Origin of the sequence: Rhizobium sp. N122, assembly GCF_002211295.1 — a bacterium.
Lineage (GTDB): Bacteria > Pseudomonadota > Alphaproteobacteria > Rhizobiales > Rhizobiaceae > Rhizobium.
Window position 1 is genome coordinate 98,092 of the sequence record NZ_LOKU01000003.1, and the last position, 25,489, is coordinate 123,580.

The following is a 25,489-nucleotide window of genomic DNA, read 5'->3' on the forward strand; positions in this document are numbered from 1 at the left end:
CAAAAAATTCAGGTGAGTTTTCCACCTGTGGACACTGCCAAAAAAGCCAATTCGCAGAGTCGCTTATTCTCCCTTCTGAATTGAATTTCGAAGAGCCTTTCCACAGTGGCGCGGCCTAATTTCCCCTCAGGGGGCTGGCAGGTGGCAAGGGGCATTATACACTGATTTTAAATGATGATTCGAAGCGACTTGGTAAGCTCCGGGCAGGTTATCTGCGTTAAGTCTGGCAGCGGTTCAACGATCATCCGAGTGGTGGTTCCGGTATTTGCGTGTGTCTTTTCTTGTGTTCGTACACCAAGTTAGGTCGCATTCGTTCCGGTCAAGAAGGTGCTGCATGAACCTGATGGAATTGGAAGTCGAGCGTCAGTCGAACCCGGTCGATATGATCGAGTACGTTGCCTCCAACAACGACTGGTCGTTCGAACGCTCCGGCGAGGACGAGATCGCGATGACGGTCGAGGGCCGCTGGACGGACTATCACGTCTCCTTCTCCTGGATGGAGGAATTCGAGGCGCTGCACCTTGGCTGCGCCTTCGATATCAAAGTTCCCGACATCAGGGTCAACGAGGTGGTTAAGCTGCTCTCGGCGATTAACGGGCAGGTGCTGATGGGGCATTTCGACCTCTGGCGTCAGGAAGATGTCGTCATCTTCCGCCAGTCGCTGCTGTTGGCTGGCGGCGCGGAGCCCACCAACCGCCAGGTGGAGGTGCTGCTTTCGAGCGCGCTCGATACCTGCGAAGCCTATTTCCAGGCATTCCAATTCGTCGTCTGGTCCGGCATGGAAGCGACGAAGGCGATGGAAGCCGTGTTGTTCGAAACAGTCGGCGAGGCATAAGATGCCTGCAAACACGTTCTCCTCGACAAATCCGGTCGTCCTGATCGGCGCCGGAAATATGGGCGGGGCGATGCTCTCCGGCTGGCTGAAAAGCGGTGTTCCGGGCTCGGCCGTCATTGTCGTCGATCCCGGCCCGTCGCCGGCGATGCTGGCGACGATCAGTGAGGCCGGCGCGACACATGTGGTTGCCGCTCCCGCGGATCTGAAGGCCAGCGTGCTGTTTCTCGCGGTCAAGCCGCAGGTGATGGAGGCGGTGCTGCCGGCGGTGAATAGTGCCGTCGGGCCGGAAACCGTCATCGTCTCGGTGGCCGCCGGCAAGACGCTCGGTTTTCTCGAGAAGCATCTGGGCAAAGCCGCCATGGTGCGGGCCATGCCGAATACGCCGGCAATGGTCGGGCGCGGCGTCACCGGCGCCTTTGCCAATTCAGCGGTCAGCAAACAGCAGCGCGAACGTGTCCATTCCCTTCTCAGCGTCTCGGGTCCGGTGGAATGGGTGCCTGCGGAGGCCGATATCGATGCGGTGACGGCGCTTTCGGGCAGCGGTCCTGCCTATGTGTTCTATCTCGTCGAATGTATGGCGGAGGCAGGCCGTAAACTCGGCCTGCAGGCGGACCTCGCCATGCGTCTTGCGCGGGAAACAGTCGCGGGGGCTGGTGAACTTTTGCACCAGTCCCCCGACGACGCTTCGCGGTTGCGGCAGAACGTGACCTCTCCCGGCGGAACGACGGCGGCGGCACTCGCCGTGCTGATGGCCGAAGATGGCATGCAGCCTCTGTTCGACGCGGCACTGGCGGCGGCGCGCAAGCGGGCCGAAGAGCTGGCCGGCTGACGGAGACGATATGGCCGAGGAGATTAGCTACGCCGATTTCGAGCGTGTCGACATTCGCGTCGGCACGATCATCGAAGCCAGTCTCTTTCCGGAAGCGCGCAAGCCGGCGATCAAGCTGGTCATCGATTTCGGTCCCGAGATCGGCATCAGAAAATCCTCGGCGCAGATCACCGTGCATTACACGCCCGAAAGCCTGGTTGGCCGGCAGGTGCTTGGTGTCGTTAATTTCCCGCCGCGCCAGATCGGGCCGTTCCGCTCGGAAGTGCTGACGCTGGGATTCGAGGACGAGAACGGCGCGATCGTGCTTGCGGCCATCGGACAGCGGGTGCCGAACGGCCGCAAGATGATGTGAACGCGGCTTGCTTTATTCTATCGCGTTTCGCCTGATGCGCTCGCGCCGGCTGCTCCAGCGGCTCTGATTTCCTGCAAAAATGGATTGCTGCGCCGCTCATCGCCGATGCGGCTGCCGGGGCCGTGGCCGCAAATGAAGCCGACCTCGTCTCCGAGCGGCAGCACCTTGTCGCGGATCGAATCGAGAAGCTGCTGATGATTGCCGCCCGGCAGGTCGGTGCGGCCGATCGAGCCGTTGAAGAGTACGTCGCCGAGATGGGCGAAATTCTGCGCACGGTTGAAATAGATGACATGGCCGGGGGCATGGCCGGGCGCGTGATAGACTTCGAATTCGTGGGCACCGAAGGCGACCTTGTCGCCATCCTTCAGCCAGCGGTCGGGCAGGACGTTGCGCAATCCTGTTATGCCGTATTGCGCGCCCTGGGTCTCAATGCGCTCCAGCAGCGGCAGATCGTCCTGGTGCGGGCCGACTATGTCGACGCCGAGCGCTTGCTTTAACTCCGCGGCGCCGCCGGCATGGTCGAGATGGCCGTGCGTCAGCCAGATTTCCTTGATGAGCAAGCCGTTTTGCGCGATCGCCTGCAGGATGAGCGGCACATCGCCGCCGGGATCCACGACGACGCCTTCCTTGGTCTCGGGATCGAAAAAGATCGTGCAGTTCTGCTGGAAGGGTGTCACCGGAATGATGCCGGCCTGGAGCATGCCCATAAGTGCCTCGCTTGGTGTCTCGGATGCTCAGGGTATAGTCCGAAACCGCGTCAAGGACAGCCCGGAATCTTCTGTGACTGCTGCCGGCCTCACGGCAAAAAGACGGGCTGCAACAAGAATTTATGCCTGGCGATATTGTCGTCAGCGGCCAGAAAATTCTTATTTTATTTAATTTTTCCAATGGCTTGTGAATAGTGTCCCGCAAGCGGTCTTTCGCGCTGCGGAACGTATGGGAACATCGTGGAATGCCGTGCGTTGTCCGGCCATCGAAACCAAGGAGACGCTCAGATGACCTTGAAGAGAAACATTCTAGTGGCCGGAGCCGTGCTCCTGGCGAGCGGCGGTCTGGCGCAGGCGGAGATGATGGCGACGACCGTCAACGATCTCAACGTCCGTGCCGGCCCGGGCCCGCAATATCCGGCGGTCGGTCTTGCCACCCGCGGCTCGACCGCGGTGCTCGACGGCTGCATCGAAGGCAGCCGCTGGTGCCGCGTCGATGTCAACGGCATGCGTGGCTGGGTCTATGCCGATTACCTGCAGGTCGATCACGGGGGCAACTCGGTTATCGTCGAACAGCACCGCGCCGAGATCGGCGTTCCCGTCGTGACCTACGAATCGACGGCCAGCGTCGTCCCGGTTGACCCGCAGCCGGCGCCGGGCGACGAGTTGATCGGCCCGGTCGGGGCGGTCGAGACCATCACCCCGCCGGAGACGGTCCGCACCTATATCGACACCAATCCCGGCCAGACGGTGCAGCTCGGCGGCGATGTCGTCGTCGGCGCGGAGGTGCCGGCCGATGTTACCTTCCAGTCGATCCCGGATTACGAATACCGCTATACAAGGATCAACGACCGGCCGGTGCTGGTTGATCCCGGTACCCGCCGGATCGTCTACGTTTATCAGTGATGTAAGCGGCAAAGTTACAGTGAGGCGGTCGGCTGACCGCCTCGCTTCCAACCCGTCCTCTTCCTCCCATGCCTCCCGCATGGGTTGATTTTTTCTTAACGCTTTCCTTCCGAATATGATAAAATACTAATATGCCAACGGTTCGGCATATAGCGGCGATCGGGGAGATCGCCAGAGGAGGAAAGTCATGGAAGCGCTACTTCCGCTCGTCATACAATTGATTGCCGGTGCCATCGGCGGCAATGCCGCGAGCGCCGCCTTGAAGCAGCATGCAATCAATGTCGTCGCCCGCACGATCGCCGGCGCGATCGGCGGTGTCGCCGGCGGCATGCTGCTCGGCATGGTCGGTGGGGAAGCGGCAATGACCGGCCTGATCGCCGACGGCATCGGCGGCCTGATCGGCGGCGGCATTCTTTCGACGCTTGCGGGGTTGGTCATGGCACGGGCGCATCGGTAAATGCCCGCGGGCGTTCAGCCTGGCGCCGCGCGTCCTTTCAGCCGTGCGGCGCCGCAACGCTTTGAATCACTGGGTCGACCGCGCGAAACATTTTATCCGGCAGCGACTGCGGCTGGATACACTTCCTTCGTGTCGCCGTTCATCAGCGTTTCGGAAACCGGCGTCACCTCAGCAACCGAGCCGGTGAGGAAGCACTCGCTGAAACCAGGGAGTGCTTCCGGCAGGATTGCGTGCTGTAAGACCTCGATGCCGCGACGCTTGGCGAAACCGTTTGGTGATATCAGGTGAGCTTGAACAGCCCGCCGCCATAGGCGGGCTCGCCCTTAAAGCCGGCGCTTCAAACTCCATGCCTGTTGATTGTTGTCCCCATTACGTTTTATCCACAGATGCAAGGGGTAATGGCGTATTGCTTCGGAGTGCCGGACAGGCCTTGGTCAGGGAAATACTGAGGAAATAACGGGGCTCCCGCAGAGGCTGGAACACTCACAGTGACGCAAATTTATGTCAATAAAGCTGGCATATCTTGGTGAAAATTTCCCGCGGGAGCGGGAAGAGAAAGGAAATGCGGCGTGTCACGACAGACCGGCCCGAAAACAGCCAAGCCAGAGCCGCTGGCCACGCCGATGGAAGATACCGACATCATCGATTTCGAGATCATCGAGCTGTTCTTCTTCGCCTATCGCGACTTCGTTTCCGATCCTGACGCCATCCTCGAAACGAGCGGCTTCGGGCGGGCGCATCACCGCGTCGTGCATTTCGTCAACCGCAACCCCGGCATGACGGTGGCCGATCTTCTCGATACGCTGAAGATCACCAAGCAGAGCCTTGCAAGAGTGCTGAAACAGTTGATCGATTCAGGCTATATTCGCCAGGTTGCAGGGCCAGAGGACCGGCGGCAGCGCAAGCTTTATCCGACGAAATCGGGACGAGAGCTGGCGCTTGCCCTTGCCGAGCCGCAATCGCGCCGCATTGAGCGGGCATTCGAAGGGGCTTCTGCGGAGGTGCGGGAGGGCGTAAAAGCTTTCCTTAGAGGCATGCGGGACAGACAGAAGGCGGTTTGAATGGCGGTCAAGACAGGTATTTCCGACGATGCGGCGCATCTGCTGGTGGTCGACGACGACTCGCGCATCCGCGCGCTGCTCAATCGCTATCTCGCCGAGAACGGATTCCGCGTCACCGTCGCCGCCGACGGCGCTGAGGCGCAACGCAAGCTCGCGGGCCTCGATTTCGACCTGATCATCATGGATGTGATGATGCCCGGCGAATCCGGCATCGAGGTCACCCGCGGCCTTCGCGCCATCAAGAACGTGCCGATCATCATGCTGACGGCGCTGGCGGAATCGGGCAACCGCATCGAAGGCCTCGAGGCCGGCGCCGACGACTATCTTTCCAAGCCCTTCGACCCACGCGAACTGGTGCTGCGCATCAACAACATCCTGCGTCGCAATGCCGGTGGCGAGGGACCGAAGATCGAACAGGTGATGTTCGGCCCCTACACCTTCTCGCTGACCCGCAAGGAACTGAAGAAGGCCAGCGAAGTGATCCGGCTCACGGACCGCGAGCAGGAGATCATGCTGCTTTTTGCACGGCGCGCCGGCGACACGATTCCCCGTCACGAACTGATCGGCAACGACACCGAAGTGGGCGAGCGGACGATCGACGTGCAGATCAACCGGCTGCGGCGCAAGATCGAGGACGATCCGGCCAATCCTGTCTGGCTGCAAACCGTGCGCGGCATCGGATACAGGCTGAGTATCGACTAAAGCATGTCGCGCAAAAGCGTGCAGTGGTTTTGCGGAAACGGCATGCGGAAAAACAAAGACCTAAAGCGCAAGGAGCGAATCTGAAAGATCGCGACGCGCTTTAGATATAGGGATAGAGGCCAGGACCGGCGCTGATGGTGACGATCGACAGCTTGCGGCGGGAAGACCGCAGTTCTGCGCCGGGTTGGCGCTGGATCGTCCGCTGGCTGCGCCGGCGGCTGCCGACCGGGCTTTACGCGCGATCGCTGCTGATCATCATCATTCCGATGGTGCTGCTGCAATCGGTCGTCGCCGCCGTCTTCATGGAGCGCCACTGGCAGATGGTGACGGAGCGGCTGTCGCTCGCCGTCACCCGCGACATCGCCGCGATCATCGAGATCATCGAGACCTACCCGCAGAATTCGGACTATAGCGAGATCGTCCGCATCGCCCGCGACCAGCTCAGCCTGCAGATCTCGATCGAGCCGGACGGCGACCTGCCGCCGCCGCGCGTCAAGCCGTTCTTCTCGATCCTCGACGGCATCCTCAGCGACGAGATCACCGACGAGATCCACAGACCTTTCTGGATCGACACGGTCGGCAATTCGAATCTCGTCGAGATCCGCATCAAGCTCGACAACAAGATCCTCAGGGTGCTGACCAAACGCAGCCAGACCTATGCCTCGAACACGCATATCTTCATCGTCTGGATGGTCGGCACCTCGCTGGTGCTGATCGGTATCTCGATCCTCTTCCTGCGCGGCCAGATCCGGCCGATCCTGACCTTGGCGCGCGCGGCCGAAAGCTTCGGCAAGGGGCAGAAGCCCGATAATTTCTATCCGCGCGGCGCCGACGAGGTCCGGCGCGCCGGCCTTGCCTTCATCCTGATGCGCGAGCGGATCGAGCGGCAGATCGAGCAGCGCACCGCAATGCTCTCGGGTGTCAGCCATGATCTGCGCACCATCCTCACCCGCTTCAAGCTGCAACTGGCGCTCGCCGGCGACAATCCCGATCTGCATGGGCTGAACGACGACGTCGACGATATGCAGGCCATGCTGGAGGCCTATACGGCCTTCGCACGCGGCGAGGTCGAAGAGGATGTCGGCGAGCTGAAACTCAGCGAGGTCTTCGCAAAGCTGGAATCCGATTTCGCTCTGCACGGCAAGACATTCAGCTATTCGATCGAAGGCGATGACGACATATCCGTCAGGCCGAACGCTTTCATGCGTCTCGTCACCAACCTTGCCTCGAATGCGCGGCGTTATGCGGGCAGGCTCGACATAGAGGCCAAGCACAGTGCCAAATGGTTGACCGTCATCTTCGACGACGACGGGCCGGGCATTCCGGAAAAGAATCGCGAGGATGTGTTCAAGCCGTTTTTCCGGCTGGATGCGGCCCGTAACCTCGATGCCTCGGGCACCGGCCTCGGCCTTGCGATCGCCCGCGACATCGCCCGCAGCCACGGCGGCAATGTCACCCTCGGCGACAGCCCGCTCGGGGGGCTGAGGGCGACGATCCGCATTCCGGCTTAGACATCGGTGGCTGCCGTCAGTTTTACGGCCTTGCGCGCATCGAAATCACCAAGCCGTTCGACGATCCAACGCCAGAGGGCGGCAACCTGCATGAGGAGGTCGCGTCCGAGCGGGGTCAATTCATATTCGACGCGCGGCGGCACTTGCGGATAGAGCGTGCGGATAATGAGGCCGTCTCTTTCGAGGGTGCGTAGCGTCTGCGTCAGCACTTTCTGGCTGATGCCCTCGACCCTTTCCATGAGACGCGAGAAGCGCAAGGGTGCGCCGGCATCGGAGAGCACGTGCAGGATGCGCAGCGGCCATTTCGCCGCCGCCCGCTCGATCAGTTCGCGGGCCCGCGCATCCTGTTCGTCCGTCATGGAGCAGCAGAAATCGAATATGTCGCTGGTCAAGTCAGTTACCTCAAGGTGTGTATAGATCGTCTGGGTACCTTCTTTCGATCGGATACGATAGACCATACATCAGCCGGGAACCAAAGAAGGAAGGGTTTCCGATGGCCAGGGTCTGGTTGATTACAGGAAGTTCGCGCGGTCTTGGCCGGGCGCTGGCGGAGGCGGTTTTGGCCTCCGGCGACAATCTGGTGGCGACGGCGCGCGATTCCGCCCACCTTGCCGATCTCTCCGAGCGGTATGGCGGCCAGGTGCTGACGGTCGCCCTTGATGTCACTGACGAGACGGCGGCAGCGGCGGCGGTCGAGGCTGGCGTGAAGAGGTTCGGGCGCATCGACGTGCTCGTCAACAATGCCGGCTACGGCAATGTTTCCTCGATCGAAGATACGAGTCTTGCCGATTTCCGAGCACAGATCGAGGCCAACCTGTTCGGCACGATCATCATGACCAAGGCGGTCATCACCCTGATGCGCGGGCAAGGGGGCGGGCACATCATCCAGTTCTCATCCGTTGGCGGCCGCATCGGGCCCGCCGGGCGCGGCGCCTATTCGGCGGCGAAGTTTGCTGTCGAGGGCTTTTCCGAGGTGCTGTCGAAAGAGGTCGCGCCATTCGGCATCAAGGTGACGGTGATCGAGCCCGGCGGATTCAGAACCGATTTCGCCGGCGCCTCGACGGTGCTTACCGAAGGGCGGCAGGATTATGCGGAGACGGTCGGCGCCACCGTGCGCTTCCAGCGTGAGTATAACGGCCGCCAGCCCGGCGATCCCGCCAAGGCGGCCGCGGTCATCGTCCATATCGCTGGTCTCGATCAGCCGCCGTTCCGGCTGCTGCTTGGCAGCGATGCGGTCAGCAATGTCGAGAAAGCCGATGCCGCGCGTATCGAAGCGGATCGGGAATGGCGCGCAGTCAGCGTCTCGACTGATTTCGAGCCCGATGCCGAGGTGGGACCCATGCCCTGGGAAAAGAAGGCCGGGTGAAGGTCTCCAAAAAACAAAAAGCGCCGCTGAGGAGCGGCGCTTGGTATCTGGGATTGCTGAGCGATCAGCCGGCGGTGCAGAAGTGGCTGCGGCCGTCATTGCCGATATAGGTGCCGCTGCGCGGATCGAAGGAGCGGTAGCGGTAAGCGCAGTAACGCTCCCATTGCGGCGACCAGGGCTCCACGGCGGCGCGGGCCGGCGCATAGTATCGCGGCTGCTCGACATATTGCGGCTGCTCGACATAGACTCGGCGCGGGGCGCGATAGACCGGGGCAGGCTCGTAATAATCCGGCTCGTAGGCCGGGTCGATGTAGCGGCGCTCTTCGTAGGCGGGACCATTATTGGCATTAGCGATGGCCGAGCCGACGATCAGGCCGGTCGCGAGACCGACGGCGCCGCCCACGAGTGCATCGTTGCCGTTGTGATGGTGCCAATGACGGTCGCGGGCCGATGCCTCGCCGATGGCGGAAAGCGTGAGTGCGGCAGCCGTTGCCGTCAGCAGAAGAGTCTTGGCGAGCCTGTTCATCAGCATAAAGTCCTAATCCCGGGAACCGAACGCCGGTTCCTTTCTCGATGATGACAGTAGTATCGATTGGTAGCTGAACGAAGGCTGAACGACAAAACCCGGCATTGCTGCCGGGCTTCAACTCGAAATTCGACAGCCTTGTTAAGGGTTCAGCCCGCAATCTGCAGATTGACGGCCTTGGGGCCCTTGCCGCGGCGATCCGGCTCCGTGTCGAAGCTTACCTTCTGATTTTCCGTCAGGCCGGCCAGCCCGGAGGCTTGAACGGCAGAAATGTGAACGAAGATATCGGCGCCGCCCCGGTCCGGCTTGATGAAGCCGAAGCCTTTGTCGGTATTGAAGAATTTTACAGTGCCAGTCTCTGCCATGCGTCAGGTCCTTTTCTCTCTGCCCGCCATCCACACGGGCAGCATCATAGCATTGCCTCCTTGCGGGAGGTGTTGGCAGGCAATTCTTGAAATGTGAGAAAAAGGTCCCCTCTACCTCGGCCTGCTCCAGGCAGGACTTTCGCCCGCCATTATCGGAACCGGCTGACCGGGATAATTGGCGTTCCCGGCGCGCAAATACTTAAGGACTTCCCATGCTCGCAAAATGCCCGAACGCGCTGAGAGTGCTGCGTTAAACGAATTTTGGCAAGTAAAAGTTTTTTGCCGTGTTGGCCGCAGCACACCCGCCCGGATATCCAATTTGCGCAAAAACGCAAAATTTCCGTCGCCGATAGGGAATGATTAACGTTTTATATCGTCTGCAATATAAATTTCGAGCAGATTTTCCCAAAAGTGCAACGTAAACGCGTCTTCTCGGTTCCGACAAATTTTTTTAAAAGACGCCACTCACCCATATTTGGACGCGTGTTCAGGCGGCTGGCACACGTCGCCGCGCGAATCCGGGTACGAGTTCGACTACAAGCATAGCGATAAACATGAGCGCGCAACCTGCATAACCGGTCGCCGGCATCGTCTCGTCGAGCAGCAGGGCTGCGAGCGCGGCGCCGAAAAGCGCTTCGGAGGAAAGGAAGATCGCGGCCTGCGAAGGTGTCGTGTAGCGCTGGGCGATCACCTGCAGCACGAAGGCGAGGCCGGAGGAGAAGATGCCGACATAGAGGATCTCGGGTCCTGCCGCCCATATCGCCGACAGGGTGATCGGTTCAAAGGCTGCGGCAATCGCGAACGCACAGACGGCGGTGACGGCGAATTGCGTGGCCGAGAGCGCCAGCGGCCTTCCTGTCGCAGAAACGGTCGTGCCGGCAAGGGTGATCTGGATTGCCCAGAAGACGGCGCAGGCGACGGTCAGGAGATCGCCTGACGTGAGCGCCGAGAGATGGCCACCTGACAGGAGATAGATGCCGGCGACGGCCATCAGCGCGCCCGGCCAGATGATCCAATGCGGGGCGCGGCGCAGGAAGAACACGGCAATCAGCGGCACGAAGACGACATAGAGGCCGGTGATGAAGCTGGAATTCGTCACAGTCGTCGTCTGCAGCCCGACCTGCTGCGTGACTGCGCCGCTGAACAGGGCAAGGCCGGTGAGGATATAGAGTTTCGCATGGCGAGCGCTTGTCTTCGCCTTGGCTTTGCGCGCTTCAAACACGACGAAAGGCAACACAGCCAGCGTGGCGACAGCAAAACGCAGGGCGATGAACCAGAAGGGGCCGACCGCCTTCATCGCCGTCGACTGGGCAACGAAGCCGCCGCCCCAGATGGCGGCTGCGAGCAATAGCAGGAGGTTCGCCTGAGCGCGCGTCATGTCGTCCTCGATGGGGAAGGGGATGTGCCCCAGCGGTTAGCAGTTGCGTTTCCTCTAGGCAAGGGTGAAGACTTCATACCTGTCGGCGGAGATGACAGGATGCGACGAGAAGAAAGCCGGCTGGCCGGCGATACGGCAGGATATTCAGGCGGGCCGCTGGCGAGCAAGCTCGGCCTTGGGCGCGGGCAGGTGGCTGCTCTTCTCGGCGTTCCCGAAACGATGGGCGACATTCATGGCTTCGATGGTTTTGCCTCGGTCACCCTTGCGCTTCCGGAGACGCCTCGACGGGCGTTCGACTATGTGCATCTGTTTGTGACCGAACGAGCGGCGCTGGAGGCTGTCGCGGTTAAGCTCTTCGGTATTCTCAAGCCGGACGGCATGCTCTGGATCTCCTGGCCGAAAAAGAGTTCGCGGGTGCCGACCGATGTCACCGAGGACGTTCTGCGGGAGACCCTCCTTCCGACCGGTCTTGTCGACGTCAAGGTCTGCGCCGTCGACGAGATTTGGTCCGGGCTGAAATTCGTCATCCGCAAGGAACTGCGCGGGGCGTTGTGATCTTTCAGCCGTTGTTGGCCTCAGCGCGCGAAACCCTGAGCAGCGCGCCGTTATCTTCATCCGTCACCATCAGCAGCGCGCCGTCGGGCGCGACGATGACATCGCGAATGCGGCCGTATTCGCCCTCGAACAGGCGCTCTTCGGCGACGAAGGCGCCGCTCTCGTCGCGCTGCATGCGCGAGAGCAGTTGGAACTTCAGCGCCGCGACGAGGAAATTGCCGTCCCATTCCGGAAACATGGCGCCGCGATAGATGGTGAGCGCGCCGGGAGCGATCGATGGATCCCAGTAATGCAGCGGCTGTTCCAGCCCTTCCTTCGCGGTGCCCTCGCCGATCTCGGCACCCGAATAATCGCGGCCGTAGGTGATGATCGGCCAGCCATAATTTTTGCTCGCTTCGGGCTGATTGATCTCGTCGCCGCCGCGCGCGCCATGTTCGACGGTATAGAGTTTGCCGTCCTTGCTATCGAAGGTGATGCCCTGTGGATTGCGATGACCTTTCGACCAGATTTCCGGCAGCGCCTTGCCGCCGTCCTTGAAGGGATTGTCGGCCGGGATGCTGCCGTCGGCATTGATGTGGATGATCGAGCCGGCATCGTCCCGCCAGTCCTGCGAGCGGTCGCGGTCGCCGCGGTCGCCGACGCTGATGAACAGCGAACCGTCACGGGCAATGGCAATGCGCGAGCCGTACTGGATATTGCCTGAGGTAAAGCGCTGCATGGTGAAAACAGGCAAGACGGCGTCCAGTCTCGTCTCGTCAGCGGAAAGCGTGGCGCTGAAGGCTTCGGTGCCGGAGCCCTGTCCGTTAGCGATGGCGGCGGTGAAATAGAGCTTTCTCGATGTCGCAAAATCCGGAGAGAGTGCCACGTCCATCAAGCCACCCTGGCCACGGGCGCTGACTTTGGGCACGCCGCCGATCGGGTCGGAGACCTTGCCCTCGCGGATGATGCGCATCCGGCCCGGCCGCTCGGTGACGAGGTAGGCGCCGTCGGGCAACACCTCGACCGCCCAGGGATGGTCGAGGCCGTCGGCGAGCTTGTCGACACGGACCGCCAGATCCTGGGTATTGACGGTGTCGGCCGCCTCGGCTGATAGGGCGCCGATCAGAAGCAGCGCTGCGGCGATTTGAAAGGCGGATATTCTGGTCATCTTGCTTCCCCGTCGTCTGTCACGCTGGAACGTGGAGCGGGCAGGGGAGAGCTTCAACCCTCATTCGATTCGATATAACGGCTTTGTGTTTGCCGGTTGAACGGAACCTGTCGCTTGTCCATCGACCAGTTCGGCTTCGAGGATATAGCGCAACGGCCCGCGTTCTGTCGCATCGAAAGGCCAGCAGGTGGTCAGCACCAGATGGCGGCCGTTGGAGGCGGGATCGATGCCGCTGGCATCCCAGGGGGCGATGCGGCCTTCGCCGGCCTTGAAGGTCAGGACCTTGCCGTCACGACGGGTGACCTCGATGGTATCGCCGGGCTTTATATATTGCAGCCAGCGAAAGTGGGTGTCGCGATGGGCGGCGATAACAGCGGTGCCTTCATCGCCTGGCTGCGGCGTGTTGGCGAGCCAGGCAGGTCCAAAGGCGAGAGCTTCGCCGGAAGCGCCGGACAGCACGATCGCCTCCTTGCCGAGGCGCGGCGCACGCACCTTGGCCTCCGTGGTGAAATCAGCCCAAGGCCAGGGTTTTGTCTCCTGGCCCTTGAGTTCCGCGGCGAAGGCGCGTTTCAGCAGGATCTGGGAGAGCTCCGCCTTCGCCTTCAGCAGGAAGCCGTCGCCGATCAACGCCAAGCCGTAAAGCGCAAGGCCGGCAATGGCGACCGCGATGGCTTTTTCGATCGAGGAAAGACGCCAGAGGAAGAAACCCTTCCTCTGGCGCGCCTTCGGCCTGTCGTGGGCCGTGGCAGCGGCCATGGCGAGTTCCAGATAGGTTGGAAGCGGCTCGAATTCGGCCGCTTCCTCGTTCTGGCTAGCGAGGAGCCTAGAGACCATTTGGCTTGGCTCCGAGTGCGATCATGCGTTTGATGCGCCGACGCCAGACGGCGAGCCCGCTTGCCGCCGTCAGCGCCAGGAGCAGCATGGTAAGCCCGCGGATGATCTGCTCGTCGGCGCGCGTTGCCGTCTGCGGCAGGTTCACGGTCGAACTCTTCTGCGCGATCATCGTCGCGGCCTTAGCGGTCGGGGCTGCGGCCATCAGGTTTGCGATCTCAGGCGATGCGGCGAGATCCCGCGTTCCGGCCGCGGCCTGCTGCGGTCCGGCGTTTCCTGCGGGCGTAGCCGCGCCATGACGTTCTCCGCCGGCCGGAGGCGTAGCGTCTTCGCCGAAGACCTTATCGAAGTCCCAACCTTCTGGCAGGTTGAGCGGCAGTTTCGCCGAGCCGAGCGGCTCGCCGGCCGGCCGAGACGGGGTGACGTCGACGGCGACCAGGCTGGTGAGGCGGGAGACGAGGTGATGGGCGAGCGCCACCGTCTCGATATCCTTGTCGAGCGCAGCCGGATCCTGACGCTCATAGGCGCGGGCTTCGAAGTCGTCGATCTTGCGCCGCGCCCACAGCTTGGAGATGCCGCCGCCATCGGCGGCGTTGGCGATATCCATTTCGACGCGCCAGGGCTGATCGCCGGTCTTGCCGACGATCTCAAGCTTGCCGGCGGTCTTATTCCCAGGCAGCTCCGCGGTGAGAACGACGGGTTCACCGCTGTAAAGGTCCGGCATCGGGTTCGGCGAGATGTCCTCGGCGGCGATGCCTTTGAAATGCGCTGATATATCAGTCATGGCGGGGTTCTGCAGCTTGGCGAAAAGCTCGCCCATGCGGCTTGCCACCTGATCGGCCGAGCCGATCTGCGTGAAGGTCCCACGGCCGATTTCGGCAGCCTTGGTCATGAAATAAGTATTGGGCGCCGAGCCGATGCCGACGGTGAAGACGCGGGCGTCGCCGCGGTTTGCGGTGATTTCCTGGAAGAGCTGCTGCTCGTTGCCGATCGCACCGTCGGTCAGAAACACGACCTGCCGCAGTGCTCCGGGTGCGACCGGTCCCTGATTGTGCAGCGCATCCTCAAGCGCGGGCAGCATTTCCGTGCCGCCGTCTGCGGTCAGGCCCCTGACATAGGCGATCGCCTTTTCACGGTTATCCGGGGTAGCGGCGACGAGGCCGTTGAAATAGTCGGTCATCGTGTCGTCGAAACGAATGACGTTGAAGCGGTCGTCGGGGTTCAGCCTGGAGATGGCAAGCGCCAGGCTCTGCCTTGCCTGCTCGATCGACGGGCCGGACATGGAACCGGAATTGTCGATGACGAAGACCACTTCGCGTTTTGCCGGCGCGGCTGCCGCATCCGGCGCCGTGGGCGGAGTGACGAAGGCGAGCAGATAGGTCTTGCCATCCTTCACCTCGCGGAAGAGGCCGGCACTCGGCAGCTTGCCGGGGGCAGCTTTCCAGGTGAGCTCGAAATCCTTGTCGGCGGGAACGGCGTCTCCCTTCAGGCTGATCGTTTTCGCTTGATCGCCGTCCTGGCGGATATCGACCTCGTGGAAGGACGATTTGACGTCGCCGAGCGGGAAGCCGGCCTTGAGGTCGACGGTCAGCGAAACTGGATTGATCTTCGCATTTTCGCGCGGATCGAGCGCGGGGGCTTCGATCTTCTCGCGGTTTTCCACCGGATCGCGCGGCGTGGCGAAACCGGCGCCGTTGTTGAACTCGACGGTGTGGACGATCGGGGCCGGATTGTAGCGCGGAGCGACGACCATCGGGAAGCGCAGTGAGAACGCGCCGCCCGACTGGTGGACCGTCTGCTGATATTCGATCTGAACGACGATCTCTTCCCCGGGGCCGATATTGGCGACCTGGTTGGTGAAGATGTTCGGCCGCTGCTGTTCGAGAAGCGCCGTCTTCTTGCCCTCGGCCTTGGCCTGCTCGTAGATCTCGCGGGCTTCCTGGCGCGGCTTAATCTGGCCTTCGATGAAGCGTTCGCCGATCTGCATCTTCAGCGCGTCGACGGCGGAATTCTCCGGCAGCGGGAACACATAGGTGCCCTCGACCCAGCCCTGGCTCGGGTTCTGGAAACGCTGTGTCACCTTCACCCGTGCGATCGGGCCGGACACATCGATTGCGACGTCGGTCTTCAGCCGCGGCGCTTCGACATAAAAGCCCGGCTCCTTCGACGGGAAGAGCAGCGAGCCGCTGTTGACGTCGTTCGGCCGGACGAAGGCCACGAGTTGGCCGGATGCCTGCTGTGTCTCGGCGCGGGCGGCGGAGGCAAGCCCCAGTATTGCCATTACACAGGCGACAAAGGCGGTGGCGGCGACAAGAAATGAAATGGAAATCCGGCGCATGCGCATGCGCCCGATGGCGAACTCATCTTCCAGAAACATTGGCGTACCCTCAATAACCAATTTTGGATAACGCAATGATGCGGCTTCGATCTCGGCGCGCTCGCGACCGAATTGCGGCGGCGTGCGGCATTTGTTGCGGCTTATTCGTGGCGATGACGAAATCCGACGATCTGTCTGATTTCAAAAGACATAGGCGCCGAAAATCGCGATGGCCGCACGCGGAAGTGCGGGATGCTTTCGGGGCGTCCGGCACGATACGCGCCGGCATCGGATCGAGAGGAAGATTGGGCTGAACGGGATCGCGGCCGGCGGCGGGGCGGTTTTGTCATGGGTGCCGTTCATCAGCAATACCTTAAAAAACAATTCATCCAGATTGATTATGACTGGGCGCCGCAAGCCATGCCGAAGAGGACGGCGGGTCGGCTCGCCGGTGCGGCGAAACGATCAATAAGAATCATTGCCCCCATCACGCCTTTGCGCTTGAAATGCCGTCATACATTGGACATAGAGCTAACCGCAGAACTCCGGTCTCGGCTTTCTGCCCGTTTCAACCAATAGGACCGATATCATGGCCTTCCTTGCCGATGCTCTTTCCCGTGTGAAGCCTTCAGCCACCATCGCCGTCTCTCAGAAAGCGCGCGAGCTGAAAGCAAAAGGACGTGACGTCATCGGCCTCGGTGCAGGTGAACCGGATTTCGATACGCCCGAGAATATCAAGACGGCCGCCATCGACGCGATCAACCGCGGCGAGACGAAGTACACGCCGGTTTCCGGCATTCCCGAACTGCGCAAGGCGATCGCCGCCAAGTTCAAGCGTGAAAACGGCCTGGAATATACCTGGGAGCAGACGATCGTCGGCACCGGTGGCAAGCAAATCCTGTTTAACGCCTTCATGGCGACGCTGAACCCCGGCGACGAAGTCGTCGTTCCGGCGCCCTACTGGGTGTCCTATCCCGAAATGGTGGCGCTGTGCGGCGGCACGCCGGTTTTCGTTTCGGCGACCCAGGAGCATAATTTCAAGCTGCAGGCCGCCGATCTCGAAAAGGCGATCACGCCGAAGACCAAGTGGTTCATCTTCAACTCGCCGTCCAACCCGACGGGTGCTGCCTATACGCATGCCGAGCTCAAGGCGCTGACGGACGTGCTGATGAAGCATCCGCATGTCTGGGTGCTGACCGACGACATGTACGAGCACCTGACCTATGGCGACTTCAAGTTCGTCACGCCTGTCGAAGTCGAGCCGAAGCTCTACGATCGTACATTGACGATGAATGGCGTTTCCAAGGCCTATGCGATGACCGGCTGGCGTATCGGTTATGCGGCCGGCCCGATCCAGCTCATCAAGGCGATGGACATGATACAGGGTCAGCAGACCTCGGGTGCGACGTCGATCGCCCAATGGGCGGCCGTTGAGGCGCTGAACGGCACGCAGGACTTCATTCCGGCGAACAAGAAGATCTTCGAAGGCCGCCGCGATCTCGTCGTTTCCATGCTGAACCAGGCCAAGGGCATCGTCTGCCCGGTGCCGGAAGGCGCCTTTTACGTCTATCCCTCCTGCAAGGGCTTGATTGGCAAAACCGCACCCTCAGGCAAGGTTATCGAGACGGACGAGGATTTCGTTTCCGAGCTCCTGGAATCGGAAGGCGTTGCCGTCGTTCATGGCTCGGCTTTCGGCCTCGGCCCGAACTTCCGCATCTCTTATGCGACCTCGGAAGACCTTCTCGAAGAAGCCTGCCGCCGCATCCAGCGCTTCTGCGCCGCCTGCAAGTAAGCGGACTGCGACAGTCTCGATCGAAGGCCTGCCGGCGACGGCGGGCCTTTTACTTGTGGCGACGTTGACGATGTGGCTGCATGTAGCTACATTTGAGTTCATGAAGACCGTTTCGATCCGCGATGCGAAGAACCGCCTGACCGAGCTTGCCCGCGAGGTCGAGGAAGGCGAGACCATCGTCGTGACGCGCAACGGCCGGCCTGTGTTCGATCTCGTGCCGCATCAAAAGCGCGGCGGCTTGGACCTGGAAGCCGGTCAGGCTTATCTTCGTGCGCGGGGCATCACCAATCCTGTACCGTTCATCGCCGATGATTTTGATGATCCGCTGCCCGAGGATTTTCTCCTGAAGCCTTTGCCGTAGCAATGAGGCTTCTCCTCGATACTCATATCGTTCTCGCGATCCTGCGCAAGGACGTGGGACAGAGGTTCCCGGAGATCGCGGCGCTGCTTGGTGATAGCAGGACCGAGGGATTCGTCAGCGTCGCAAGTCTCTGGGAAACGGCGATCAAGGCTCGTCTGGGAAAGCTGGATCCTGGTATGCCGCTTGAAGACATCGCGCGGTCGCTCGAAGAAATAGGATTGATACTGTTGCGGATCGACATCCCGCACGTCATCACCGCCGCCGAACCCGAGCCGAAGACGCGCGATCCCTTTGACCGCCTGCTGCTGGCGCAGTGCAAGGTCGAGAGCTTGCAGCTTGCGACGGTCGATAGATTGCTCGTCGATCATCCGCTGGCGCTGCGACTCTGAATCAGGCTTACGTCCCGATTCAAGATCTTGCGGCATTGATTCCGCTTCGACTCGCAAGTCGTTGAATTCCGACTCAAATCGTGACGGGGAGCGTCGGTGGCGCGGGTGATCTCAGGTTGCGGGCAGCCTTCAAACCAACTAGATATCCGGCATCAAGTTCAAGTTGCCGCTTCGGGAGGCCGATTTTGCAGAGTAGCGCCGTCATCGTCTGTTCTGACGTTAATATGCTGCCGGCTGCCTGCTGCACTCTGCTTTCCGTCAAGCGTAATTTGGTGGACGTCGGCCTGGAGTTCCTGCTTCTCGGTATCGACCTCAAGCCGAACGAGATCGCCGAGGTCGAAAGTTTCGCGCGTCTGCACGACATGACGATCAAGGTGCTGCCTTATGTGACGCCGGAGACGGCAATGCAGGCGCGGGGCCGCTGGTCGGGTGCGACACTGGCGCGGCTCTATATGGATCTGCAGATCCCCGAGAATGTCGAACGCCTGCTTTACCTCGATGCCGACGTGCTCGCGGTGGCGCCAGTCGACGAACTCTTTACGATGGATCTCCAGGGCAAGGCGCTTGCCGCGGTCGACGATTATGTCATGGCCTTTCCAGAGAAAGCCGGAGCACGGCAGCGGAAGATCGGCATGGGCGAGGGCGGACGCTATTTCAATGCCGGCGTATTGCTATTCGACTGGTCGGTCTGCCGGGAGAAGGGGCTTTTCGCCAGAACCCGGGAAATCTTTGAGGAGCGGTCGCATCTTTTCGAGAACAACGACCAGGATGCGCTGAACGTGACGTTCGACGGCGACTGGCTGGTGCTCGATCCGCGCTGGAATACGCAAACGGGGCTTTTGCCTTTTGTCGATCGGCCAGCCATCTTTCACTTTACCGGTCGGAAGAAACCGTGGCAGGCGACCGTGCCCTGGGTGCACCGGCGGATGGCCAGGCACTATGCCGAGGATCTGGACAACACGCCCTGGGCCTCGTTCTGCAGGCAGCCGACGATGATGGGCCGGGTGGCGGGCTTTCTCTCGCATTTGGGAAAGCAGATCGGCGGGCTGGCGCGGCTTGCCCGGATGCGCGCCTATTTCAGCAACAGCTAGCAAGGCGTGTCCTTGGAAGGTGCATGTGAGCCGATATGGAACCGATCCCCAGTGATTTAGCCGCCGCCGATAGCGGCTTCAATTTCCTGACGCCAGACGGATGGACGGCGCTGCTCTCGCGCTATTCGCACATCGTGCTGGTGGCAAACAGCGAGGCGGTCGATTTCGAGCGGCTCAGAAGCGAGCTGCCGGAGACGGCGCTCTACGTCTTCTTCAACAATGTCTACAAGGTGCTCGACGAACCCTTCACCGGTCATGCAGTGCTGGTTGCCCGCAGCGGCGTGATGGGCGCCAATATAGTCCACCGGCGCGAGGTGACTGACGTCCTGCGGTTCTTCGCCGGCGATGATTTTCTGGGTGTCATCAACATCCGCGTTTCCCCCGAGGAGAACTTCAGCGAGGAGAGCCGCTTCAACGCCACCGGCGCCCGCCACCTCGATCTGACGCAGATGCTCGCCGATCTCTATCCGACAGGCAAGATCGCTACGAGCGGCTTTGCGATGGCGCTCTGGCTCGCCGACCTGCACCTGCCGGGCAAGATCCTGCTTGCCGGCTTTTCGGCAAAGAGAAGCGAGAAATGGAAGGTCTTCGACGTGCACGATTGGACGTTCGAGCAGATTTTCCTGCGTCTCTTTGCCAGGATGGGCACGATCTCGATGATGGGGGGCGTCGATGCCAGCCCTTATGCGGCGCTCGGCAAACGCTTTCCGCAGGTGCCGCCGATCGAGATCGCGATGACGGCGGCCGAAGTCCTGTCCGAGCGGCTTCACAATGCGAACAGCCAGATCGACAGGCTGATGTCCGTCACCAAATCCATCCGCGCCATCGAAAATTTCTTCCGGCGATTCAAGCCGAAAACCCGTAAAGAACGTTTCCTGGAAAAATCCAAGGATTGACCGACGCACCTGGCCCAAAGGTGCGACGGCTGAGTGCGCGCTGCGGTGCGCCGTCTTCAAAGGCCCAGCGCCGTCAGCATGACGAAGGTGGCAAAGAGGATGAAATGCGTCATACCTTCGATGGCGTTGGTCTCACCGTCATTGAGGTTGATCGCCGCGGCAATCAGCGTGATCGTCACCATCACCGTCTGCACCGGGGTCATCGCCATGATGAAGGGCTGGCCGGTATAGAGCGCGATCGCCTCCATCACCGGCACCGTCAGGATCACGGTGGAGAGCGAGGCGCCCATAGCGATGTTGACGGTTGCCTGCATGTGGTTTCTGAGCGCTGCCCTCAAGGCGGTCAGAATCTCGGGAGCGGCTGAAATCGCCGCGACGATGACGGCGGTCACGGCGATCGGCGCGCCGCTGTCGCGCAGGCCCTCGGTCATGAAAGCGGCCATGAACTCGGCCAGCAGGCCGATGATGACGACGCCGACGAGAATGGTGGCGATCGAGATTGCGGCCGGCTCGTCGGAGCCATGTTCGTCCGGACTCTCCTTCATCCGTTCGGAGCGCGGGTAGCTGTAGCTGAAGAAATAGCTGTGCTGGCCGACCTGCATGCGCAGGAAGAGGCCGTAGAGCGCAATCATCGCGACAATGGTGAAGGCGGAATAATAGTGCCATTTATCGCTGGGCACGAATTCCGGAACGATCATCGAGATGCCCATGGCGGTCAGGATCATCACGCCGTAGGTCTTGCCCGAATTGTCGTTGTAAGGCTGTTCGCCGTGCTTGAGGCCGCCGAGCAGGGCGGCGAGACCCAGAATGCCGTTGATATCGAGCATCAAGGCGGAATAGATCGTGTCGCGCACCAGTGTCGGCGAACTCTCTCCGCTCATCATGATGGCGAGGATGATGACCTCGACGGCGACGGCCGACAGCGTCAGGATCATCGTGCCATAGGGATCGCCGACCTTGACGGCGAGCAGTTCGGCATGATGGGCGACACGGATCGAGGCGAGAACAATAGTGCCCACCAAGGCGGCGGCGGCGATGAGCGCGACACCACGTCCCATCTCGATCACGGCATGTTCCAAGACATAGGCGACCGCCGCAACGGCAAGCGCGGCGACCAGAAACTTCTCTTCTTTCAAGCGTGACGCAATCCCCACGTCCTAGCTCCCGTCCTGATTCATGCGTTTTATCTAAGTCACTGATTTCGCATATCAAGCAGGTTGCTATCCAGTGCCATTTGCAGTCTTTGACGTTTAATGGAATACTGAACGCCATCGGGGCCGGAAAGCAGATCGCGGCGTCCTCGAATTCTCGTCAAGCGGCCGCGATGATCCGGATCCTGTCCGGAAGCGTGCGAATGCGCAAAAGAAGATGAGGAGACGGATGCATGATCAAGGTGGTCTACGAAGTCGTGCCGCATGACGGCGGTTGGGCCTACAGGCTTGGAGGCGTCTACTCCGAAGCATTCCCGACCCATGCCGAGGCGCTCGAAGCTGCGCGCATCGTTGCGGCCGAACAGCAGGTCGGCGGCGATTCCGCCGAGATCAGTTGGCAGGATGAAAACGGCAAGTGGCATGAAGAATATGCCGAAGGCGGCGACCGGCCGGAAACCGAGGTGGTGGATGGTCAGTGGAAGGACCGTGCGGCTGGAGCCTCGCAAGGCATTTGAAGTCAACCATCGTTTGCCAAAGCCCGCGCGACAATCGCGTCGACGAAACCGCGCTTCTCGGCGGTATAGCGGTTGCCATCCATCCTGAATTCGGCTGCCAGCCTGCGTTTGAGCGCGGCATATTCGGCCGCTGCGTCTGGATGCGCGATGAGATAATCCCGGAAAGCCAGCCTGTTTCGATGCGTGCCATTGCCGGCCGGGCAGAGATAGACCCGCTGCCGCGGCACCGACCCTCTCGATAAAAACGCCCAGACCTCGTCGTCATAACGATTGCCGCGCGGTTCGTAGTCTTCGGTCAGAAGTACGCGCGTGGCATCCTCGATATGCCCGAGGCCGGGAAGAACGACGTCGATGTCGATGAGCGGCTTGGCGGTCATGCCTGATATGGACGTGCTGCCGACGTGATCGATGGAGAGCGCCTGCGGCAGCAAGACGAGCAACCTGTCGCGGATGCGCCGGAAGGCCTGCGGCCATTGCGGGTCGTAGGGCACGAGTTCAACCGGGTCGTGGGGCATTTGTCTTCATCCGCTAAAGCGCCGCGCATCAGATAGGACGCAGTTTGAATGCTCTTTTCGGTTGAAGGTTGCGCATGATTCTCTGCGAAAATCGAATCCGGATTTCGAGAGGTTAAGTGCCGATCGAATATCGGTGATAGTCCTGAAGCCCCTTGACCAGTGCGTCGAAGGTGGCGCGGCAGCGCGGCGAGGTCTTCAGGCTCTCATGCATCGCCACCCACGTGCCGAGCGGGATCTTGAACGCATCCGGCAGGAGGTGAACCAGATCGGGATTATCACGTGCGAGCCCGATCTGGCAGAGACCGATGCCGACGCCGGCGCGGATTGCCGAAAGCTGGGCGAGATTGCTGTCGGTCCTGTAGGAGAACTCGACGCCCGGCACTTCATAGCGTTTTGTTACCATGCGGACATAGGCCGTCTGCCGGTCGAAGCCGATGAGCCGGTGGTTTGCGAGATCAGCCAGGCTTTGCGGAATGCCGTATCGTTCGAGGTAGCGGCGGTGGGCGTGGAAACCGAGCGGGATATCGCCGATGCGGCGCACGACGAGCGCGCCTTGCTGCGGCTCGGCCATGCGCACGGCGATATCGGCCTCGCGGTTCACCAAATCCTCGATCGCATCGGAAGCCGAGAGCTCGATCTGGAGTTCGGGATAGGTCTCCTGCAGCGGTCCGAGAATCCCCGGCATCACTTCGACGGCGATCACCTCGCTGGCGCTGACCCTGACGGTTCCGGCGACGCGCTCGCGCTCACCGGATGCGGTGCGCAAAAGGGCGGCGGCGGTTGCCGCCAGCGTCTCGGCATAGGGCTTCAGTGCCAAGGCGGCTTCGGTCGGCAGCAGCCCGTTCGGGGATCGGGTGAAGAGTTCGGCGCCGATTGCCGTTTCCAGTGCGTCGACATGACGGCCTATGGTCGGCTGCGTCAGCCCCAACTCGCGGGCGGCGGCCGAAAGCGACCCTTGCTGGAGCACGGTCAGGAAACTGCGGTAGAAATCCCAACTCGGTTCGGTGTTCATGTATTTTTGTATAGCAGATGCATTTATTTCGTCAATTTTGTTTATTGCGGCCCGGTGGCATAGTCCTTCTAGTCAGTCGAAGGAGATGGTTGTCATGAGCAGCGAAATGAAGAAGACGGTGCTTGTTCTCGGCGCTACCGGCGGTATCGGCGGTGCGGTTGCCCGCAAGCTGCTTGCGCGCGGCTGGCGCATCCGGGCGCTCAACCGCGAAGCCGCCAAGGTGTCGAGGCGCGAGCCGGCTTTCGAATGGGTGCAGGGCGATGCGATGAATGCCGGTGACGTCCTGAGGGCGGCCGAAGGCGTCAGTCTGATCGTGCATGCCGTCAATCCGCCCGGCTACCGCAATTGGGAGACGCTGGTGCTGCCGATGTTGGACAATACCATCGCCGCTGCCCGCGCCGTCGGCGCACGCATCGTACTGCCTGGAAACGTCTACAATTTCGGTCCCGATGCCCTGCCGGCGCCGGCGGAGGAAAGCCCGCACCATCCGCTGACGAAGAAAGGGGCGATCCGCGTCGAGATGGAGAAGCGGCTGGAAGCGGCATCGCAAGCCGGTGTTGGCGCGATCATCGTCCGGGCCGGAGATTTCTTCGGCCCGGGCACGACTGGAAACAGTTGGTTTTCATCGGGTTTCGTCACGCCGGGCAAGCCGGTCGGCACGATCAAGAATCCGGGGCAGCGCGGCATCGGCCACCAGTGGGCCTATCTGCCCGATATGGCGGAAACTATGGCCCAGCTCATTGAGCGGGCCGATCGGCTGCCGCTCTTTGCCCTCTACCATATGGAGGGGTTCTGGGATGCCGACGGTATGCAGATGGCCGAAGCGATCAGGCGTGTTGCCGGCGGTAAGGCGAGGATCGGCCGTTTTCCCTGGTGGATCGTACCGCTCGCCGCGCCGTTCGTTCCGATCATGCGCGAGATCAAGGAGATGCGCTATCTCTGGAAGGTGCCGCTCAGGATGCGGAACGCCAGGTTGATAGCCGAACTTGGCCAGGAGCCGCAAACGCCGATCGACGAGGCCGTCAGAGCTTCGCTTGTGGCTCTCGGCTGCCTGCCGGAACCGCATCATGACACGGCGACGGCCCTGATTATGCCTTCGCCTGAGAATGCGGGTTAAGTCTCGAGTTCTGCCAACGCGATCCGGGCGACCGTCAGGGCCTTTTCTGCCTGCTCGATGTTGGGGTCGCCGAGGAACCAGGCGGCAGATAGGCCGGAATAGGCGGCGATCCATTGCAGCAGCCGCTTCGGCTCCAGCCGAGCCTCCGCCGAAACGACAGCGAGCTGGCGGCGGAAACGGGCCGGATCGGTGATGACAGGCAGTTCTTCATTGGCGAAGATATTGGCGAAATCGAAGCCGCGTTCGCCATGGAGCCGCTTCGGATCGATCGCCAGCCAGCCGCGCGCCTCGAAATCTAGAATGTTCTCGTGATGAATATCGCCATGCAGGACGGTGAGGTCGCGCGGATCGGCGAGCAGGGCGTCGGCAATCGCCGAGCAATCGGCCAGCGTGCCGCCATGGTTTTGGGCTGCCGGCTCCAGATCGCGGAACCAGCGGGTGAGGGGCACGGGATCGGGCAGCGGTTTTTCGCGCGGCGCATGCAGCCGTGCCGCCGTCCGGCAGAGGATGCGGCTCGCCTCATCGTCCTCGCCGTTCATCGCCATGGCAAGCAGCGAGCGTTTTCCCGTCGCCCGTTCCAGGAGCACCGCGTCGTCTTCATGAGCATAGACATGGGCCGCGCCGTCGCCGTCCCACCACTGCATCAGCAGCGCCCCGTATCGTTCGTCGATATCGGTCGCCACTTTCAGCATGGCGGGCCTCTCCTGCCAGAGCACGGGCAGCAGGCGGCTTGAATGGGTGATGACAGGCTCGCCGTCTGCTATCAGCGACCAGCGATTAAGATGGGGAGCGAACATGATGGCAC

At 61.4% G+C, this 25,489-nt stretch carries 29 protein-coding genes and 1 pseudogene; 17 read left to right on the plus strand and 13 right to left on the minus strand.

Annotated features, from left to right (window positions below; genetic code table 11):
* Positions 1–334: 334 nt before the first annotated feature.
* From ATY75_RS03360 to ATY75_RS03370, 3 genes are read left to right on the plus strand one after another with little or no spacing between them, the layout of a single operon-like run.
* Complete coding sequence (locus ATY75_RS03360; protein ID WP_003541709.1) at positions 335–835, plus strand: YbjN domain-containing protein; 501 nt, start codon at positions 335–337, stop codon at positions 833–835.
* 1 nt (position 836) lies between these two features.
* Positions 837–1,664 carry a pyrroline-5-carboxylate reductase gene (proC, locus tag ATY75_RS03365; protein ID WP_088936460.1) on the plus strand — a complete coding sequence of 276 codons (828 nt, stop codon included), beginning with the start codon at positions 837–839 and terminating at the stop codon, positions 1,662–1,664.
* 10 nt (positions 1,665–1,674) lie between these two features.
* Entirely contained in the window at positions 1,675–2,016 is a 342-nt protein-coding gene (locus tag ATY75_RS03370; RefSeq protein ID WP_088936461.1) for a tRNA-binding protein, read from the plus strand.
* 17 nt (positions 2,017–2,033) lie between these two features.
* Here the strand turns inward: ATY75_RS03370 and ATY75_RS03375 are convergent, their stop codons facing one another.
* The gene (locus tag ATY75_RS03375; protein WP_088936462.1) at positions 2,034–2,723 is read right to left on the minus strand and encodes an MBL fold metallo-hydrolase; all 690 of its coding nucleotides are present in this window, start codon (positions 2,721–2,723) and stop codon (positions 2,034–2,036) included.
* Between the two features lie 288 nt (positions 2,724–3,011).
* Between ATY75_RS03375 and ATY75_RS03380 the strand changes: the two genes are divergently transcribed.
* Both ATY75_RS03380 and ATY75_RS03385 read left to right on the plus strand, forming a co-directional pair.
* On the plus strand, positions 3,012–3,629 hold the full coding sequence (locus tag ATY75_RS03380) for a DUF1236 domain-containing protein (RefSeq protein WP_088936463.1): 618 nt from the start codon (positions 3,012–3,014) through the stop codon (positions 3,627–3,629).
* Between the two features lie 187 nt (positions 3,630–3,816).
* Positions 3,817–4,086 (plus strand): hypothetical protein, encoded by a 270-nt coding sequence (locus tag ATY75_RS03385; RefSeq protein WP_003593093.1) that lies wholly within the window; start codon positions 3,817–3,819, stop codon positions 4,084–4,086.
* A 92-nt stretch (positions 4,087–4,178) separates the two neighbouring features.
* On the opposite strand, the pseudogene ATY75_RS34985 reads toward ATY75_RS03385, so the two are convergent.
* Positions 4,179–4,349 (minus strand): annotated as a pseudogene (locus ATY75_RS34985) (branched-chain amino acid aminotransferase); the annotation flags it as partial.
* A gap of 306 nt (positions 4,350–4,655) precedes the next feature.
* On the opposite strand from ATY75_RS34985, the gene ATY75_RS03395 reads away from it, so the two are divergent.
* The 3 genes from ATY75_RS03395 (at position 4,656) to ATY75_RS03405 (ending at position 7,360) form a co-directional block, all read left to right on the plus strand.
* The gene (locus tag ATY75_RS03395; protein ID WP_064839953.1) at positions 4,656–5,147 is read left to right on the plus strand and encodes a MarR family transcriptional regulator; all 492 of its coding nucleotides are present in this window, start codon (positions 4,656–4,658) and stop codon (positions 5,145–5,147) included.
* Positions 5,148–5,849 carry a response regulator transcription factor gene (locus ATY75_RS03400; RefSeq protein WP_010068070.1) on the plus strand — a complete coding sequence of 234 codons (702 nt, stop codon included), beginning with the start codon at positions 5,148–5,150 and terminating at the stop codon, positions 5,847–5,849.
* A 134-nt stretch (positions 5,850–5,983) separates the two neighbouring features.
* Positions 5,984–7,360: an ATP-binding protein gene (locus ATY75_RS03405; RefSeq protein ID WP_064839951.1), complete on the plus strand. Its 1,377-nt coding sequence runs from the start codon at positions 5,984–5,986 to the stop codon at positions 7,358–7,360.
* On the opposite strand, the gene ATY75_RS03410 is transcribed toward ATY75_RS03405, so the two are convergent.
* On the minus strand, positions 7,357–7,818 hold the full coding sequence (locus ATY75_RS03410) for a helix-turn-helix domain-containing protein (protein WP_088936464.1): 462 nt from the start codon (positions 7,816–7,818) through the stop codon (positions 7,357–7,359). The genes ATY75_RS03405 and ATY75_RS03410 overlap by 4 nt on opposite strands.
* Before the next feature lie 35 nt (positions 7,819–7,853).
* On the opposite strand from ATY75_RS03410, the gene ATY75_RS03415 reads away from it, so the two are divergent.
* Positions 7,854–8,726, plus strand: a complete 873-nt coding sequence (locus ATY75_RS03415) for an oxidoreductase (RefSeq protein WP_088936465.1) — start codon at positions 7,854–7,856, stop codon at positions 8,724–8,726.
* Between the two features lie 64 nt (positions 8,727–8,790).
* On the opposite strand, the gene ATY75_RS03420 is transcribed toward ATY75_RS03415, so the two are convergent.
* The 3 genes from ATY75_RS03420 to ATY75_RS03430 form a co-directional block, all read right to left on the minus strand.
* Positions 8,791–9,258: a BA14K family protein gene (locus ATY75_RS03420; protein WP_190241307.1), complete on the minus strand. Its 468-nt coding sequence runs from the start codon at positions 9,256–9,258 to the stop codon at positions 8,791–8,793.
* Between the two features lie 143 nt (positions 9,259–9,401).
* The gene (locus tag ATY75_RS03425) at positions 9,402–9,617 is read right to left on the minus strand and encodes a cold-shock protein (RefSeq protein WP_003561293.1); all 216 of its coding nucleotides are present in this window, start codon (positions 9,615–9,617) and stop codon (positions 9,402–9,404) included.
* A gap of 487 nt (positions 9,618–10,104) precedes the next feature.
* A complete protein-coding gene (locus ATY75_RS03430; RefSeq protein WP_064839943.1) occupies positions 10,105–10,995 on the minus strand; it encodes a DMT family transporter in 891 nt (296 codons plus the stop codon).
* Between the two features lie 99 nt (positions 10,996–11,094).
* Between ATY75_RS03430 and ATY75_RS03435 the strand changes: the two genes are divergently transcribed.
* Complete coding sequence (locus tag ATY75_RS03435; protein WP_088936466.1) at positions 11,095–11,550, plus strand: DUF3052 domain-containing protein; 456 nt, start codon at positions 11,095–11,097, stop codon at positions 11,548–11,550.
* 4 nt (positions 11,551–11,554) lie between these two features.
* Here ATY75_RS03435 and ATY75_RS03440 read toward each other — a convergent pair whose 3' ends face one another.
* Genes ATY75_RS03440 through ATY75_RS03450 form a run of 3 tightly spaced genes read right to left on the minus strand, consistent with a single transcriptional unit; the run spans position 11,555 to position 15,905 of the window.
* Positions 11,555–12,697, minus strand: coding sequence for a PQQ-dependent sugar dehydrogenase (locus ATY75_RS03440; protein WP_088936467.1), 1,143 nt, complete (start codon positions 12,695–12,697; stop codon positions 11,555–11,557).
* A 60-nt stretch (positions 12,698–12,757) separates the two neighbouring features.
* The gene (locus ATY75_RS03445; protein ID WP_088936468.1) at positions 12,758–13,531 is read right to left on the minus strand and encodes a class GN sortase; all 774 of its coding nucleotides are present in this window, start codon (positions 13,529–13,531) and stop codon (positions 12,758–12,760) included.
* Positions 13,521–15,905 carry a marine proteobacterial sortase target protein gene (locus ATY75_RS03450; protein WP_088936469.1) on the minus strand — a complete coding sequence of 795 codons (2,385 nt, stop codon included), beginning with the start codon at positions 15,903–15,905 and terminating at the stop codon, positions 13,521–13,523. Before ATY75_RS03450 ends, ATY75_RS03445 begins: the two co-directional genes overlap by 11 nt.
* A 529-nt stretch (positions 15,906–16,434) precedes the next feature.
* Between ATY75_RS03450 and ATY75_RS03455 the strand changes: the two genes are divergently transcribed.
* The 5 genes from ATY75_RS03455 to ATY75_RS03475 all read left to right on the plus strand — a co-directional run bounded on the left by ATY75_RS03455 (position 16,435) and on the right by ATY75_RS03475 (position 20,374).
* Complete coding sequence (locus ATY75_RS03455; RefSeq protein WP_064839931.1) at positions 16,435–17,637, plus strand: pyridoxal phosphate-dependent aminotransferase; 1,203 nt, start codon at positions 16,435–16,437, stop codon at positions 17,635–17,637.
* A gap of 100 nt (positions 17,638–17,737) precedes the next feature.
* Entirely contained in the window at positions 17,738–17,998 is a 261-nt protein-coding gene (locus ATY75_RS03460) for a type II toxin-antitoxin system prevent-host-death family antitoxin (RefSeq protein WP_064839929.1), read from the plus strand.
* A 2-nt stretch (positions 17,999–18,000) separates the two neighbouring features.
* The gene (locus tag ATY75_RS03465) at positions 18,001–18,387 is read left to right on the plus strand and encodes a type II toxin-antitoxin system VapC family toxin (protein WP_064839927.1); all 387 of its coding nucleotides are present in this window, start codon (positions 18,001–18,003) and stop codon (positions 18,385–18,387) included.
* Positions 18,388–18,572: 185 nt separating this feature from the next.
* The gene (locus ATY75_RS03470; RefSeq protein ID WP_088936470.1) at positions 18,573–19,478 is read left to right on the plus strand and encodes a glycosyltransferase family 8 protein; all 906 of its coding nucleotides are present in this window, start codon (positions 18,573–18,575) and stop codon (positions 19,476–19,478) included.
* A 35-nt stretch (positions 19,479–19,513) separates the two neighbouring features.
* Positions 19,514–20,374, plus strand: coding sequence for a 3-deoxy-manno-octulosonate cytidylyltransferase (locus ATY75_RS03475; protein ID WP_088936471.1), 861 nt, complete (start codon positions 19,514–19,516; stop codon positions 20,372–20,374).
* 56 nt (positions 20,375–20,430) lie between these two features.
* Here ATY75_RS03475 and ATY75_RS03480 read toward each other — a convergent pair whose 3' ends face one another.
* A complete protein-coding gene (locus tag ATY75_RS03480) occupies positions 20,431–21,528 on the minus strand; it encodes a calcium:proton antiporter (RefSeq protein WP_088936472.1) in 1,098 nt (365 codons plus the stop codon).
* A gap of 230 nt (positions 21,529–21,758) precedes the next feature.
* Between ATY75_RS03480 and ATY75_RS03485 the strand changes: the two genes are divergently transcribed.
* Positions 21,759–22,040 carry a DUF2188 domain-containing protein gene (locus tag ATY75_RS03485; RefSeq protein WP_064839918.1) on the plus strand — a complete coding sequence of 94 codons (282 nt, stop codon included), beginning with the start codon at positions 21,759–21,761 and terminating at the stop codon, positions 22,038–22,040.
* A 2-nt stretch (positions 22,041–22,042) separates the two neighbouring features.
* Here the strand turns inward: ATY75_RS03485 and ATY75_RS03490 are convergent, their stop codons facing one another.
* Positions 22,043–22,555: a GrpB family protein gene (locus ATY75_RS03490; RefSeq protein ID WP_088936473.1), complete on the minus strand. Its 513-nt coding sequence runs from the start codon at positions 22,553–22,555 to the stop codon at positions 22,043–22,045.
* 112 nt (positions 22,556–22,667) lie between these two features.
* Entirely contained in the window at positions 22,668–23,567 is a 900-nt protein-coding gene (locus tag ATY75_RS03495; protein ID WP_088936474.1) for a LysR family transcriptional regulator, read from the minus strand.
* 94 nt (positions 23,568–23,661) lie between these two features.
* Between ATY75_RS03495 and ATY75_RS03500 the strand changes: the two genes are divergently transcribed.
* A complete protein-coding gene (locus ATY75_RS03500; protein WP_088936475.1) occupies positions 23,662–24,684 on the plus strand; it encodes an NAD(P)H-binding protein in 1,023 nt (340 codons plus the stop codon).
* Here the strand turns inward: ATY75_RS03500 and ATY75_RS03505 are convergent.
* Entirely contained in the window at positions 24,681–25,481 is an 801-nt protein-coding gene (locus ATY75_RS03505; protein WP_088936476.1) for an aminoglycoside phosphotransferase family protein, read from the minus strand. The two genes, ATY75_RS03500 and ATY75_RS03505, sit on opposite strands and share 4 nt — an antisense overlap.
* Positions 25,482–25,489 lie beyond the last annotated feature (8 nt).

Bases quoted from the DNA above. Each gene is read 5' to 3' on its own strand.
- ATY75_RS03360 (WP_003541709.1), top strand. From the start codon at position 335: ATGAACCTGATGGAATTGGAAGTCGAGCGTCAGTCGAACCCGGTCGAT.
- proC (WP_088936460.1), top strand. From the start codon at position 837: ATGCCTGCAAACACGTTCTCCTCGACAAATCCGGTCGTCCTGATCGGC.
- ATY75_RS03370 (WP_088936461.1), top strand. From the start codon at position 1,675: ATGGCCGAGGAGATTAGCTACGCCGATTTCGAGCGTGTCGACATTCGC.
- ATY75_RS03375 (WP_088936462.1), bottom strand. From the start codon at position 2,723: ATGGGCATGCTCCAGGCCGGCATCATTCCGGTGACACCCTTCCAGCAG.
- ATY75_RS03380 (WP_088936463.1), top strand. From the start codon at position 3,012: ATGACCTTGAAGAGAAACATTCTAGTGGCCGGAGCCGTGCTCCTGGCG.
- ATY75_RS03385 (WP_003593093.1), top strand. From the start codon at position 3,817: ATGGAAGCGCTACTTCCGCTCGTCATACAATTGATTGCCGGTGCCATC.
- ATY75_RS03400 (WP_010068070.1), top strand. From the start codon at position 5,148: ATGGCGGTCAAGACAGGTATTTCCGACGATGCGGCGCATCTGCTGGTG.
- ATY75_RS03405 (WP_064839951.1), top strand. From the start codon at position 5,984: ATGGTGACGATCGACAGCTTGCGGCGGGAAGACCGCAGTTCTGCGCCG.
- ATY75_RS03410 (WP_088936464.1), bottom strand. From the start codon at position 7,818: ATGGTCTATCGTATCCGATCGAAAGAAGGTACCCAGACGATCTATACA.
- ATY75_RS03415 (WP_088936465.1), top strand. From the start codon at position 7,854: ATGGCCAGGGTCTGGTTGATTACAGGAAGTTCGCGCGGTCTTGGCCGG.
- ATY75_RS03420 (WP_190241307.1), bottom strand. From the start codon at position 9,258: ATGCTGATGAACAGGCTCGCCAAGACTCTTCTGCTGACGGCAACGGCT.
- ATY75_RS03425 (WP_003561293.1), bottom strand. From the start codon at position 9,617: ATGGCAGAGACTGGCACTGTAAAATTCTTCAATACCGACAAAGGCTTC.
- ATY75_RS03430 (WP_064839943.1), bottom strand. From the start codon at position 10,995: ATGACGCGCGCTCAGGCGAACCTCCTGCTATTGCTCGCAGCCGCCATC.
- ATY75_RS03435 (WP_088936466.1), top strand. From the start codon at position 11,095: ATGCGACGAGAAGAAAGCCGGCTGGCCGGCGATACGGCAGGATATTCA.
- ATY75_RS03440 (WP_088936467.1), bottom strand. From the start codon at position 12,697: ATGACCAGAATATCCGCCTTTCAAATCGCCGCAGCGCTGCTTCTGATC.
- ATY75_RS03445 (WP_088936468.1), bottom strand. From the start codon at position 13,531: ATGGTCTCTAGGCTCCTCGCTAGCCAGAACGAGGAAGCGGCCGAATTC.
- ATY75_RS03450 (WP_088936469.1), bottom strand. From the start codon at position 15,905: ATGTTTCTGGAAGATGAGTTCGCCATCGGGCGCATGCGCATGCGCCGG.
- ATY75_RS03455 (WP_064839931.1), top strand. From the start codon at position 16,435: ATGGCCTTCCTTGCCGATGCTCTTTCCCGTGTGAAGCCTTCAGCCACC.
- ATY75_RS03460 (WP_064839929.1), top strand. From the start codon at position 17,738: ATGAAGACCGTTTCGATCCGCGATGCGAAGAACCGCCTGACCGAGCTT.
- ATY75_RS03465 (WP_064839927.1), top strand. From the start codon at position 18,001: ATGAGGCTTCTCCTCGATACTCATATCGTTCTCGCGATCCTGCGCAAG.
- ATY75_RS03475 (WP_088936471.1), top strand. From the start codon at position 19,514: ATGGAACCGATCCCCAGTGATTTAGCCGCCGCCGATAGCGGCTTCAAT.
- ATY75_RS03485 (WP_064839918.1), top strand. From the start codon at position 21,759: ATGATCAAGGTGGTCTACGAAGTCGTGCCGCATGACGGCGGTTGGGCC.
- ATY75_RS03490 (WP_088936473.1), bottom strand. From the start codon at position 22,555: ATGCCCCACGACCCGGTTGAACTCGTGCCCTACGACCCGCAATGGCCG.
- ATY75_RS03495 (WP_088936474.1), bottom strand. From the start codon at position 23,567: ATGAACACCGAACCGAGTTGGGATTTCTACCGCAGTTTCCTGACCGTG.
- ATY75_RS03500 (WP_088936475.1), top strand. From the start codon at position 23,662: ATGAGCAGCGAAATGAAGAAGACGGTGCTTGTTCTCGGCGCTACCGGC.
- ATY75_RS03505 (WP_088936476.1), bottom strand. From the start codon at position 25,481: ATGTTCGCTCCCCATCTTAATCGCTGGTCGCTGATAGCAGACGGCGAG.